The following is a 12,065-nucleotide window of genomic DNA, read 5'->3' as shown; positions in this document are numbered from 1 at the left end:
ACTACCCAATTAGTCGGCATGGCTTTAAAAATAATAGATCACGGTTCCCGGGAGTACCAGCAAATGGTTAATCTGCGTAATGAGATCCTACGCAGACCGCTGGGATTGCAATTTACCCCCGAAGAACTGGAACTGGAAAAAGAGGAGATCCTGATAGGCGCCTTTGAGGAAGAAAAGATGCTGGGCTGCTGTATGCTTATAATGGAGGCCCCTAATTCCGTTCGGTTGCGCCAGATGGCCGTATTAAACAACCTGCAGGGTAAAGGCATTGGCCGGGCCCTGATGCAATTTGCCGAAAACATAGCCCGCGACCGCGGTTTCCAGAAAATAACCATGCATGCCCGCAAAACAGCCATAGGCTTTTATGAAAAGCTTGGCTACCGCATAACGGGCCAGGAATTTGAAGAGGTTACCATCCCTCACTATATAATGGAGAAATTACTCTGAGTTTTAATGGAAGTCTAATGGGGATTTAATGTTTTATCCCCTCCTTGGGGGGCAGGGGTGGGTTGAAATTTCGCGAGAAGAGGATTAAGAAGTTCCTTTGTTTCTTTTTTTCTGTATGTGGTCAGGAATGCCATGCTTTTCCTCAAAATCTATTATCCAGTATTCAATAGCACGGCAAACGTTGGTTATATCATTAACGACTTGCAAGGCATTAAATCGCAAAAACTTCACCCCTAAGCATTCCAGTTCTTCTTGCCTGTTCGTGTCTTTTACGCAAACATCTTCAAAGCTGTGCGTAATTCCATCAATTTCTATAGCCAACATCAAATCCTTACAATAAAAATCAACTATGTAGTTACCAATGGGTCTTTGCCGGTCAAAGTCATACTCCAGCATATTTCCATCCTTCAATGCATCCCATAATTTCACTTCGGAGAAAGTCATATTCGTTCGGAGTTTTCTTGCCAGCTCTTTTAATGCAGGATTGTATGGAAGAATTTTACGTTTCATTTCGTAAGTCTTTTAAGTTTTTTCTTCCTACAAATCAGAGATTCAACCCACCCCTACCCCTCCCAGGAGGGGATAAAACGCCTACCCACCCCTACCCCTCCCAGGAGGGGATAAAACGCCTACCCACCCCTACTCCTCACGGAAGGAGATAAAACGCCTACCCACCCCTACTCCTCACGGGAGGGGATAAAACGCCTACACCCCTACCCCTCCCAGGAGGGGATAAAACGTCGACCAACCCTTCTGAGTAGGGGATAAATTCCTACGCCGTAGCCTCCTCGCTGGTTACAAACTCCTTCATTTGTGACAGGAAACGAACCATCTTTTGCATGGAGCCCATATCTGCTACCACCAGCATAAATAGTTTCCCGTTCTGTTTCAAGCGGGCTTTATTCGTTTTGGTTTGAATAAAGGTGAGGATGTTGTGGAAAATGTTCGACTCAAAATAAGGTGAGTCGGCTTTATTGATGAAATAACACCGCAGGGTATCGTCTTTCAACAACATTTTTTCAAAGCCCAGTTCTACGGCCAGCCGGCGCACACGCACGGTATCAAATAAATCTTCTACCTGCTGTGGTATTGGGCCAAACCGGTCCTGCAGCTCCAGGGCAAACGCCTGCAGCTCTTCTTCATTGTCGCAATTATCCAACCGGGTATATAACGTTAACCGTTCGGTGATGCTTTCTACATAGCTATCGGGGATCAGTATCTCCAGATCGGTATCGATGGTGCAATCCTGCACATAATCTTCCTGTTTGGAGATCTCTGCCTTGAACAATTCCCTGAACTGTGTACGCTTTAATTCCTTGATGGCTTCTTCCAGTACCTTCTGGTACATTTCAAAACCTATCTCGGCCATAAAGCCGCTTTGTTCACCACCTAACAGGTTTCCTGCCCCACGAATATCCAGGTCGCGCATGGCTATCTGGAAGCCGCTGCCCAGCTCACTGTGCTGTTCCAGCGTTTGTAAACGCTTTCTGGAATCGGGCGGCAGGGTGCTCATGGGTGGCGCCAGCAGGTAACAGAATGCTTTTTTATTGCTGCGCCCTACCCTGCCCCGTAATTGGTGCAGATCGCTTAAGCCAAAATGGTGGGCGTTGTTGATGATGATGGTATTTACGTTGGGTATATCCACCCCGCTCTCCACGATATTGGTACAAATAAGTACGTCGTACTTTTTATCAATGAAGTCAAGAATACGTTCTTCGAGAATATGTCCTTCCAGTTGTCCATGGGCAAAGCCAATGCTCAGGTCGGGACACAAACCCTGAATAAGGGCGGCCATTTCTGACAATCCCTGTACGCGGTTATGAATAAAGAATACCTGTCCGCCCCGCTCCGTTTCGTAATAGATGGCATCCCGGATGAAGTCGTGGTTAAATACCTGTACTTCGGTTTGTATGGGTTGCCGGTTGGGCGGCGGGGTATTCATAATACTCAGGTCGCGTGCGCCCATTAAACTAAACTGTAACGTACGGGGAATAGGCGTTGCCGTTAAGGTTAAACAGTCCACATTGGTACGCAGGGTCTTGATCTTTTCTTTATGCGCTACCCCAAATTTCTGTTCTTCATCCACAACCAGGATACCCAGGTCTTTGTATTTAACCTCCTTGCCTAACAGGGCATGGGTACCAATGATGATGTCTATTTTTCCTTCTTCGAGCCGCTTTAAGGTTTCCTTTTTTTCTTTGGTCGATTTGAACCGGTTTACATAATCCACCGTTACCGGGAAATCTTTCAGGCGCTCGCTGAATGTTTTATAATGCTGGAATGCCAGGATGGTGGTGGGCACCAGTATGGCTGCCTGTTTTCCATCGCAACAGCTTTTGAATGCAGCCCGGATGGCGATCTCTGTTTTTCCAAAACCCACATCGCCGCACACCAGCCGGTCCATCGGCGATGGCGACTCCATATCTTTCTTTACATCGGCTGTAGCCCTGCTTTGATCGGGCGTATCCTCATAAATAAAGGAAGCTTCCAGCTCGGTTTGCATGTAATTATCGGGTGCATGCTGAAAGCCCTGTTGCGCCTTACGTTGTGCGTACAGCGTAATAAGGTCAAAGGCAATTTCCTTAACCTTTGTTTTGGTTTTTTCTTTCAGCTTGTTCCAGGCATCGCTGCCCAGTTTGTTCACCTTGGGCACACTTCCTTCCTTACCGGTGTACTTGGATATTTTGTGCAGTGAATTGATGTTCACATACAAAATATCGCTGTCGCGGTAAATGATGCGTACGGCTTCCTGCATTTTGCCGTTCGATTCCAGCTTTTGCAGTCCGCTGTAAATACCTACCCCATGGTCAATGTGGGTAACGTAATCGCCCGGCTGCAATTCGCGCAGGGTACGCAGGGTTATGGCCTTGTTCTTATTATAAGCCTGTTTAACCTTGTATTTATGGTAACGCTGAAAGATCTGGTGATCGGTATAACAGATCACTTTCAGGTCTTCATCAATAAATCCCTGGTGTATGCTGGTGGGAACCGGCGTAAACTGAATACCCGCTTTCAGGTCTTCAAAAATGCTGTTCAACCGTTCTAACTGCCGCGGGTTTTCTGCAAACAAATACAAACTGAATTTCTTTGCTTCCCACGACTTCAGGTCTTTTATCAGCAGATCGAACTGGCGGTTGAAGGCCGGCTGATCTTTGGTAGCAAAGTCAATGGTGAGTGGTGAGTGGTGAGTGGGCTCACTATCCTCCATAAAACCTGATTGATAGCCGAACTCTACCAGGTGCCGGTTGGCCAATTGTTGTTTAAGCGAACCGGTAATAAACTCATCGGCCTTTATGCTGGTCTTTATTGTTTTGTCTTCTTCCTCCACCGCCTCTTTGGGCACGGTGTTATTGGCCTGCATTTCCAGAAACAGGTGCAGGTCTTCTTCCTGGGTGAGCAATCTTTCTTTGGTAAGCTCCCAGTCCTGGAACCAGTACACGGTGTTTTCGGGCAGAAAATCGAACAGGGAGATCTTGGCATCCTCGTCGAACTGGGTCTCCACATTAGGGATGATGCTTACCTGTAGCAATTTCCGCTCGCTCAGCTGGGTTTCCGGATCAAAGATGCGGATGGAGTCCACATCATTGCCAAACAATTCAATCCGATATGGTTTTTCATTACCGAATGAATAAATATCGAGAATACCGCCGCGTAAAGCGAACTGTCCGGGTTCGTATACGAAGTCGGTAGTTGAAAAGCCGTAATCAACCAGCTGACGCAACAGCGCTTCCACGTCTATGGAGTCACCTGATTTTAAGTAAATGATGTTACCGGCCAGGGTTTTAGGCAGTACCACTTTTTCAAACAAGGCCTCCGGATAAGTGATGAGGGCACCCACGCGGTTGCTGCCGGCCAGGGGTGAAGAAAACCGGGTAAGCGCTTCTGTTCGCAACATAACGTGCGACGAGTTGAGCAACCGGAAATTCTTTCTGTTCTTAAAGGAGGTGGGGAAGAAAAAGAGATTCAGCGCCTGGGTCAGGTTTTCCAGCGTATTGTGCATGTAAGCAGCTGATTCAGAATCTTCACAAACGATAACGTGGTTGAGCTGGCTGCTGGCTTCGTGCTGGAAAATAGTGCCAATCACAAAGGCCGATGCACTGCCATGTAGATTCTTACAAAAAACCTGTTGAGGTTGGGCAAAAGAGAGTCTGTCCGCCAGGGAAAAAAGGCGGGGGTTATTTTTATATTTATCGAGCAACTCCTGCAAATTCATATCAGCGGACGCAAAGGTATGGAAAGTTGACGGGTTAACAAGTTGACAGGTTAATGGCGAATAGTTGGTTTGGGAAATAAAGTACGAAGTTGATTGGGTTGATAGGGGGCTTCGCTCGCCGACCGCGTACGCCGAAGAACATAGAAGGGCCCTTTTTCTACTACCTTTTATCTCTGCCTTCTGCCCTCTGCCCTCTGCCTTCTGCCCTCTGCCTTCTGCCTTTTCCAGTTGCCTATTGCCTTTCAAAATAAATCCAGTAACTTAAACAGGTATCTAAAAAATTGCAAGCCATATGTCATTAACCTGGCACACCGGAAAAGTGATTCGCATTGTAAATGAAACCAGTAACACCAGAAGGTATTGGATAGAAGTGCCTGAAATGCCCGCATTCGATTTTGAACCGGGTCAGTTTGTGACCCTCGACATGCCCATTCATGAAAAACCCAATAAGCGATGGCGCAGTTATTCCATCGCCTCCTGGCCCGATGGCTCCAATGTATTTGAACTGGTGATTGTTTTACTGGAAGGTGGCGCGGGCACTACCTGGCTTTTTAATGAGGTAAAAGAAGGCGACCCACTAACCTTTCGCGGCCCACAAGGCAAATTCACCCTGCCCGAACCCATTGACCGCGACCTGTTCTTTATTTGTACCGGAACGGGCATTGCCCCCTTCAGGTCGATGCTGCATCATATTTTAAACCATAACATCACCCACCAGAACATTTACCTGATCTTCGGCTGCAGAAAGTTAACCGATAACCTGTATGGTAAGGAATTACAGGAGCTGTCGGAAAAAGTGACCAGCTTTCAATACCTGCCTACCTATTCCCGGGAAGTGCCTGAAAATTATAACCATTTGATACGCACGGGATATGTGCATTCCATCTATGAGGAAATAATCAGGGGAAGTGCACAAACAAGTGCCGGCCCAGCAGCCATGAAACCAGCCTATTTTTATTTATGCGGCTGGAAAAACATGATCGATGAGGCAAAACAACGCATTCAGGACCTGGGTTATGATCGTAAAACCATTCACCTGGAACTGTATGGATAAAAGTATCACATTTGCCACCAGTGTACCGATGACAATAAGAATGACTCCCGGGGGATAATTACAAAGGATGTTGTCTTAAATAAGTGCGGGTAAAGGACAAAAATGCGAATACGAAGGACTGAGGGCTTACTTTGAACCTGTGGATTTGTCTGATTTCTTCTCTTCTTTAGCTGTTATAGGTATCACCGGAATGTTTGATGCACCTTTCAGCTGTTTTTCCAATGCCAGTTTTTCTTTGTGTAAATCAAGAATTTCAGAATGGCTTGTCATCATTTCCTTCTCCAATTCGCAAACCCTGCTTTTTTGTTTTCTAAGCTGTGCGCCGCGGAGCAGGAATCCGGCAGCAAAGGCTACTACAATAGCGCCCAACAGCATAGTTACGTTGATTGACAGTTTGATTAAGAGCATAGTACTTCCATCTCCCCTGGTTTTTTAGGTTCTTACAAAAATACACGCTTAACAATAATTTAAAAGAGTAGTTTTCCTAAAAAAACATCTCAATTAATTAAATATTTAAGCTGCTACTAAACAAGGTACTTCTGCACCAGTTCTCTAACCTGGCTGGCAGGAATACGATCCTGTTGCATAGAATCGCGGTGACGGATTGTTACTGTTCCATCTTCTTTGGTTTGCTTATCAATTGTAATACAAAACGGTGTACCAATTGCGTCCATACGACGGTAACGCTTTCCGATGGTGTCTTTTTCTTCATAAAAACAACGGAAATGCGGTTTGCACTCGTCCATGATCTCACGGGCAATTTCAGGTAAACCATCTTTTTTCACCAATGGTAAAATTGCCAGTTTAATGGGGGCTAATTTAGGCGGGAATTTCAATACCACCCGGCTATCCTGCTTGTCGGCAGTGCTCAGGTCTTCTTCAGTATAAGCCTCACTCATGATCATCATGAATGTTCTATCGAGCCCCACTGAAGTTTCCACTACATATGGAATATAGTTTTGATTGATCTCTGCATCGAAGTACTGCATTTTCTTTTTGCTGTACTCCTGGTGATTACGCAAATCGAAGTCAGTGCGGGAGTGAATGCCTTCCAGCTCTTTAAAGCCTATTGGGAATTCATATTCGATATCGCAAGCCGCATCGGCATAGTGAGCAAGTTTTACGTGATCGTGGAAACGGAATTTTTCTTTTGGAATACCCAGGCTCAGGTGCCATTTCATCCGTGCTTCTTTCCAGTATTCGTACCACTCTTTCTGAGAGCCGGGGCGAATAAAGAACTGCATTTCCATTTGCTCAAACTCGCGCATGCGGAAAATGAACTGACGGGCTACGATCTCGTTGCGGAAAGCCTTACCGGTTTGTGCAATACCAAATGGTATTTTCATGCGGCCGGTTTTTTGTACGTTCAGGAAGTTTACGAAAATACCCTGAGCCGTTTCGGGACGCAGGTATATTTCACTGGCATCTTCCGATACACTTCCGAGCTGGGTGCTGAACATCAGGTTAAACTGACGAACTTCAGTCCAGTTGGCGGTACCGCTTACCGAACATTTTATTTTATTATCTTCTATGAGCTTTTTTAAACCTTCGTGGTCACTGGCTGCCAGCAATTTATCCATGTCGGCCAACAGGGCGTCGGCTTCTGCTTTTTTGCCTTCTTTTTCCCACTCATCAGCTTTTGCCTCTATCAGGTGGTCAACGCGATAGCGTTTTTTGCTGTCTTTATTATCGATCATGGGATCGCTGAAATTATCCACGTGCCCACTGGCCTTCCAGGTGGTGGGGTGCATAAAAATGGCCGCGTCGATACCAACAATGTTCTCATGCAGCTGGGTCATGCTCTTCCACCAGTAGTCACGGATATTTTTCTTGAGCTCGCTGCCCCACTGACCGTAGTCATATACGGCACTGAGGCCGTCGTATATTTCACTGGACTGAAAAATAAATCCATACTCTTTACAATGCGCAATTATTGCCTGGAACCTGTTGTTATCTGTTGCCATAAGGATGCAAATATAATAGTTGATCGGTTAATAGAGTTAACAAGTTGACAAGGAAACTTATAAATCGGACAGGTACTTCCGGTTTTCTGGCAAAGGCGGTTTCAATGCACTTTGCATTTTTTCTTTAGGGGGTAGGATAGCTATCCTTTCAATTTTTCATTGTCTTTGTGCCGGGTGGCGTCGCGGATATTCTTTTTCTCGAAATTCTTTTCCAGCGCGTCGGTAAGGTCAATCCCGGTTTGGTTGGCCATGCAAATAAGCACCCATAATACATCGGCCATTTCATCGGCCAGAGGCCCCTCCCCGGCCCTCTCCGCCGGCTGGCGGAAGGGAGATTGTTCATCTTTCTTATAAGACTGGTCTCCGTATATACGTGCCATATGCCGGGCCAGCTCCCCTACCTCTTCTGTGAGAATAGCCATATTGGTTAGTTCGCTGAAATATCTTACCCCAACTGTTTTTATCCAGTGGTCAACTTGTTGCTGCGCTTCTTTTATTAACATTATTCTTTATTTTTTGTGTCTATTACTATCGTAACAGGCCCATCATTTAAAAGGGATACTTTCATATCGGCGCCAAATTCGCCGGTAAATACCGGTTTGCCCAGGTCTGTTTGCAGCTGTTGCACAAACTGCTCATATAACGGGATGGCCACTGGTGGTTTTGATGCCCTGATATACGATGGCCGGTTTCCTTTTTTCGTAGAGGCATGGAGGGTAAACTGGCTTACTACCAGTATATCGCCGCCCTGGTCTGTTACCGACTCATTCATAACACCGGCCGCATCATTAAAAATCCGCATATTAACCACTTTACCACTCAGCCAAATAACATCTTCGGTGGTATCGCTGTCTTCAATTCCTACTAAAATGAGTAAACCCTTTGAAATAGATGACCGTACCTTATCATTGATCACAACATTCGCCGAAGTTACCCGTTGTATTACCGCTCGCATAGTACCTATAAATTAATTTTACCTTTGTGCAATGAAGATAGATGTTTCAAAAGAAATAGCATTTCAAACTGCACGCAGCGGTGGAAAAGGGGGGCAGAACGTAAATAAGGTAGAGACCATGGTGGAAGGATATTTTCACATATCTAATTCACTGATTTTAAGTGAACAGCAAAAAGCGATTGTTCAAAAGAAATTGGCTGCAAAGATAAATTCGGAAGGATTTTTGCAAGTGAAGAGCCAGATTCACCGCAGCCAGTTGCAGAACAAGGGAGAAGTGGTAAAAAAAATGAATGCGTTATTAGGACAGGCATTAAAGAAAGAAATAAAAAGGATCGCCACAAAACCTTCGAAAGCAGCTAAAGAAAAGCGGCTCGAAACAAAACAGAAACAATCACAACACAAAAACAATCGTCGAAAAATCCGACCCGGCGATTTGTAAGCGTAACACCGAATGCTATGAAACTGACTCACAAACTGCACCGAGTTAATTTGCCCAAACTTTGCATTGGACTACTGTTAGTAACAGCAGTTTTTTCGTGCCAGAAAGAATTACATTTTGACAAAGAACCTGAGAAAGACCACAACATTATCCTGAAATTCAAACCCGTTGCTTCCTATGACTCAGTGCCCCTTGTACTGGGTAAAACCTACACCAATAATTTTAAAGAACAGTATACCCCTACCGGCTTCAAGTTTTACGTGCATAATTTTGTGTTAGCTAATACCGATTCAGGTAAAACCTTTAAACTGGATAACGATAAATATTACCTGGTGGATTTTTCCGATTCTACCACTACTGAAATAAAGCTTAGCGTTGCTCCATATGTATATAACCGTCTTTACTTTACCATTGGCGTTGACAGCGCCCGGAATGTAAGCGGCGCCCAAACCGATGCACTGGATCCTGCCAACGGAATGTTCTGGACCTGGAATACCGGTTACATTATGGCCAAACTGGAGGGTACTTCGCCCAAATCATCCACCGGCAGATTTGAATATCACATTGGCGGTTTTTCAGGTGCTGACAACGTAATTAAACAGGTGGAATTATTATTCCCTTATCCTTTTAGCCTTGACATGCAACCGGGCAAAGAAAGCCAGATGTTTGTTACCTGTGACGCTAATAAATGGTTCTTCAACCCCTGGGACATAAAAATTGCCGACAAACCGGTGATAGCGGAACCTGGCCTGGATGCAACCCACGTTGCAGAGAACTATAAAAACATGTTTACTTTAGATTCGGTGTACAACGAACAATAATAGTGGTTGTTAGATGGACAATAAGAGTTTGTTTATTGCTTTTTTTAGGATGCCTGCTGGTAAATGCCTGTAATAAAAAATCAGGCGGGGATAACAGCGGGCCGCACCCGCTTACATTGCCTCAACCAGCAGGATTTCCTGCCCCGCAATACTCCTTTACCGGCAATCCCCTTACTCAGGAAGGGGTTGAACTGGGCAGGAAATTATTTTATGATGGCCGGCTGTCGAAAGATGGCAATTTCCCCTGCGCCAGTTGCCATCAGCAGTTCGCCGCCTTTGCCACATATGATCACCCCCTCAGTCATGGTTTTGATAACCAGTTTACGTTTCGCAATGCACCGGGCCTGTTCAATATGGCCTGGAATAAAGAAATGCATTGGGATGGCGGTATTACCAATATAGAAGTACAACCACTGGCGCCCCTGACGGCGCCCAATGAAATGGCCGAGAGCATAAGCAATGTGATCAGCAAACTGCAGCAGGACGACACGTATAAAAAGATGTTTACGGCCGCCTTTGGTAGTGACACCATCAACTCCCAGCGGCTATTATTTGCCATTACACAGTTTGTAACCTCCCTGGTATCGGCCAATTCAAAATACGATAAAGTAAAACAGGGCCTGGCCTCCTTTTCCTTAACGGAGCAAAACGGGTACACGCTTTTTCAGGCTAAATGTACCAGTTGCCATCCCGAGCCGCTGTTCACCGATCATAGTTTTCGCAATGTTGGATTGCCACTAGATCCCTTTATTAAAGACGTTGGCAGAATGCGTATCACCAACAACCGGACCGACTCGCTGAAATTTAAAGTTCCCAGCCTGCGCAATGTAGCACTTACTTTTCCCTATGAACATGATGGCCGCTTTGCTTCCATCACCAGCGTACTTGATTTTTACAGCAGTGATGTTCAAACTGGTCCCACCCTCGATCCCCTGTTAAAGAACAAGATCCCACTCACCAATGCCGAAAAGTTTTACCTGCTTGAATTCCTGAAAACCCTGACCGATTCCACTTTTTTAAATGACGCCCGGTTTGCGCAACCGTAGAAGGGCAGAAGGCAGAGGGCAGAGGGCAGAAAATCTAAAGGCGGCAAAGCACAAAAAAGCCCCAACGGTACCGTCGGGGCTTACAACTATTAAACAAAAAACGCTTCTTCTTTTTATAAACCAATCAACTATTTTGTCGGTTTTCTCTATTTGCTTACGCTTAAGGCATACAGCTGCCTTCTATTGCTTACTCAACTTACCCTGATTGCTGGTATCTTTTTTATTCTGAATCAGATTCAACGCTTCCTTCTGGCGGTTCAGGTCATCGGTTTGTAATTGCTGATCATTTTTGTTCTGGGCAAGCTTGTCTTGCAGGCTTTTTATTTTCTTTTCCAGATCGCTTTGATCATCTTTCAGGCTCAGCAGTTTCTTTTCTGATTTTTTTACAACGTCTTCCTGCAATTTAATTTGTACATCCAGGTTGTACGCATCGATAAAAGGAGCCATTTTATTCAACAGTTCCTTTGACTCGGCAATTTTGAAGTGATCGTCCTCTGCGCGGGCGCCTACGTTTTCGCCGGGGCGGCCAATAAGCAGGTACACGGTAGCCGCTTCCTTGTCTTTCGTCACTTTGCGGTCTACTCTGTAGTACACGTCAACAATTTCAGGCTCATCTTTATCCAAACGGGAATTACGATATACGTCAAAACTTTTGACGCGGTCGCTTTTGCCACCTTTTTTCTCCATATATTCCTGGATGGCGTCTTCTACCACGCGGGCAGTGTAAGGTAATTCGATGATTGCGGAAATTTTATCGCCTTTTTGAAATTCAACTTTTGTTTCGCCGGATTGCGAAAATACAGGAGTGCTTAATGTTATAACGGTTACGAGGACCATTAATGGTAAAGATACTTTCATCGGGATCGGATTTTTGATGCTTAAATATACAATCAGCGATCAAAGATAGCAATAGTACCGCGGCAAAAAACATATACACAATTCCGCACCCGGCAAACGGTCCGATTTTAATCCGGCTTTCATCCGGAAGTCCTGATAATCAATATTTATACACATAATCGGGATTCCATTCGTATTCTAATTGTTATTTCTGCCCCATATCCTGTATATTCCGTCCCACGGTGTGATGTTATTCTATTCGAACCCTTAATTTTGAACATTAATCTTA

Annotated in this window: 12 protein-coding genes; 5 read left to right on the top strand and 7 right to left on the bottom strand. The window is 45.1% G+C overall.

Annotation, left to right across the window (positions count from 1 at the left end):
* Positions 1–18 precede the first annotated feature (18 nt).
* A complete protein-coding gene (locus tag BMX95_RS06280) occupies positions 19–447 on the top strand; it encodes a GNAT family N-acetyltransferase (RefSeq protein WP_081201123.1) in 429 nt (142 codons plus the stop codon).
* 84 nt (positions 448–531) lie between these two features.
* Here the strand turns inward: BMX95_RS06280 and BMX95_RS06275 are convergent, their stop codons facing one another.
* Both BMX95_RS06275 and mfd read right to left on the bottom strand, forming a co-directional pair.
* Positions 532–957 (bottom strand): endonuclease domain-containing protein, encoded by a 426-nt coding sequence (locus BMX95_RS06275; protein ID WP_081201122.1) that lies wholly within the window; start codon positions 955–957, stop codon positions 532–534.
* Between the two features lie 262 nt (positions 958–1,219).
* Positions 1,220–4,660: a transcription-repair coupling factor gene (gene mfd, locus BMX95_RS06270; protein WP_081201121.1), complete on the bottom strand. Its 3,441-nt coding sequence runs from the start codon at positions 4,658–4,660 to the stop codon at positions 1,220–1,222.
* Between the two features lie 292 nt (positions 4,661–4,952).
* On the opposite strand from mfd, the gene BMX95_RS06265 reads away from it, so the two are divergent.
* Positions 4,953–5,714: a ferredoxin--NADP reductase gene (locus tag BMX95_RS06265; protein ID WP_081201120.1), complete on the top strand. Its 762-nt coding sequence runs from the start codon at positions 4,953–4,955 to the stop codon at positions 5,712–5,714.
* 126 nt (positions 5,715–5,840) lie between these two features.
* Here BMX95_RS06265 and BMX95_RS06260 read toward each other — a convergent pair whose 3' ends face one another.
* From BMX95_RS06260 to dtd, 4 genes are all read right to left on the bottom strand, one after another.
* The gene (locus BMX95_RS06260; protein WP_133053948.1) at positions 5,841–6,083 is read right to left on the bottom strand and encodes a hypothetical protein; all 243 of its coding nucleotides are present in this window, start codon (positions 6,081–6,083) and stop codon (positions 5,841–5,843) included.
* Positions 6,084–6,238: 155 nt separating this feature from the next.
* Positions 6,239–7,678 (bottom strand): glycine--tRNA ligase, encoded by a 1,440-nt coding sequence (locus BMX95_RS06255; RefSeq protein ID WP_081201118.1) that lies wholly within the window; start codon positions 7,676–7,678, stop codon positions 6,239–6,241.
* Positions 7,679–7,818: 140 nt separating this feature from the next.
* Positions 7,819–8,181 carry a nucleotide pyrophosphohydrolase gene (locus tag BMX95_RS06250; protein WP_081201117.1) on the bottom strand — a complete coding sequence of 121 codons (363 nt, stop codon included), beginning with the start codon at positions 8,179–8,181 and terminating at the stop codon, positions 7,819–7,821.
* Positions 8,181–8,633 (bottom strand): D-aminoacyl-tRNA deacylase, encoded by a 453-nt coding sequence (dtd, locus tag BMX95_RS06245; RefSeq protein ID WP_081201116.1) that lies wholly within the window; start codon positions 8,631–8,633, stop codon positions 8,181–8,183. Before dtd ends, BMX95_RS06250 begins: the two co-directional genes overlap by 1 nt.
* Before the next feature lie 31 nt (positions 8,634–8,664).
* On the opposite strand from dtd, the gene arfB reads away from it, so the two are divergent.
* Genes arfB through BMX95_RS06230 form a run of 3 tightly spaced genes read left to right on the top strand, consistent with a single transcriptional unit; the run spans position 8,665 to position 10,939 of the window.
* Positions 8,665–9,072 carry an alternative ribosome rescue aminoacyl-tRNA hydrolase ArfB gene (arfB, locus tag BMX95_RS06240; protein WP_081201115.1) on the top strand — a complete coding sequence of 136 codons (408 nt, stop codon included), beginning with the start codon at positions 8,665–8,667 and terminating at the stop codon, positions 9,070–9,072.
* A 17-nt stretch (positions 9,073–9,089) separates the two neighbouring features.
* Positions 9,090–9,893, top strand: a complete 804-nt coding sequence (locus BMX95_RS06235; RefSeq protein WP_081201114.1) for an MbnP family protein — start codon at positions 9,090–9,092, stop codon at positions 9,891–9,893.
* A gap of 35 nt (positions 9,894–9,928) precedes the next feature.
* Positions 9,929–10,939 (top strand): cytochrome-c peroxidase, encoded by a 1,011-nt coding sequence (locus BMX95_RS06230; protein ID WP_242673146.1) that lies wholly within the window; start codon positions 9,929–9,931, stop codon positions 10,937–10,939.
* 180 nt (positions 10,940–11,119) lie between these two features.
* On the opposite strand, the gene BMX95_RS06225 is transcribed toward BMX95_RS06230, so the two are convergent.
* Positions 11,120–11,797, bottom strand: a complete 678-nt coding sequence (locus BMX95_RS06225) for a hypothetical protein (protein WP_133053947.1) — start codon at positions 11,795–11,797, stop codon at positions 11,120–11,122.
* Positions 11,798–12,065 lie beyond the last annotated feature (268 nt).

Source organism: Niastella yeongjuensis (genome assembly GCF_900110245.1).
Taxonomy (GTDB): Bacteria; Bacteroidota; Bacteroidia; order Chitinophagales; family Chitinophagaceae; genus Niastella; species Niastella yeongjuensis.
Note: the sequence above shows the minus strand (reverse complement) of the source record. Positions and strands in the feature narration are given on the sequence as shown.

Coding starts and splice junctions, on each gene's coding strand:
- BMX95_RS06250 (WP_081201117.1), bottom strand. CDS start 8,181: ATGTTAATAAAAGAAGCGCAGCAACAAGTTGACCACTGGATAAAAACA.
- dtd (WP_081201116.1), bottom strand. CDS start 8,633: ATGCGAGCGGTAATACAACGGGTAACTTCGGCGAATGTTGTGATCAAT.
- BMX95_RS06255 (WP_081201118.1), bottom strand. CDS start 7,678: ATGGCAACAGATAACAACAGGTTCCAGGCAATAATTGCGCATTGTAAA.
- arfB (WP_081201115.1), top strand. CDS start 8,665: ATGAAGATAGATGTTTCAAAAGAAATAGCATTTCAAACTGCACGCAGC.
- BMX95_RS06225 (WP_133053947.1), bottom strand. CDS start 11,797: ATGAAAGTATCTTTACCATTAATGGTCCTCGTAACCGTTATAACATTA.
- BMX95_RS06235 (WP_081201114.1), top strand. CDS start 9,090: ATGAAACTGACTCACAAACTGCACCGAGTTAATTTGCCCAAACTTTGC.
- mfd (WP_081201121.1), bottom strand. CDS start 4,660: ATGAATTTGCAGGAGTTGCTCGATAAATATAAAAATAACCCCCGCCTT.
- BMX95_RS06280 (WP_081201123.1), top strand. CDS start 19: ATGGCTTTAAAAATAATAGATCACGGTTCCCGGGAGTACCAGCAAATG.
- BMX95_RS06265 (WP_081201120.1), top strand. CDS start 4,953: ATGTCATTAACCTGGCACACCGGAAAAGTGATTCGCATTGTAAATGAA.
- BMX95_RS06275 (WP_081201122.1), bottom strand. CDS start 957: ATGAAACGTAAAATTCTTCCATACAATCCTGCATTAAAAGAGCTGGCA.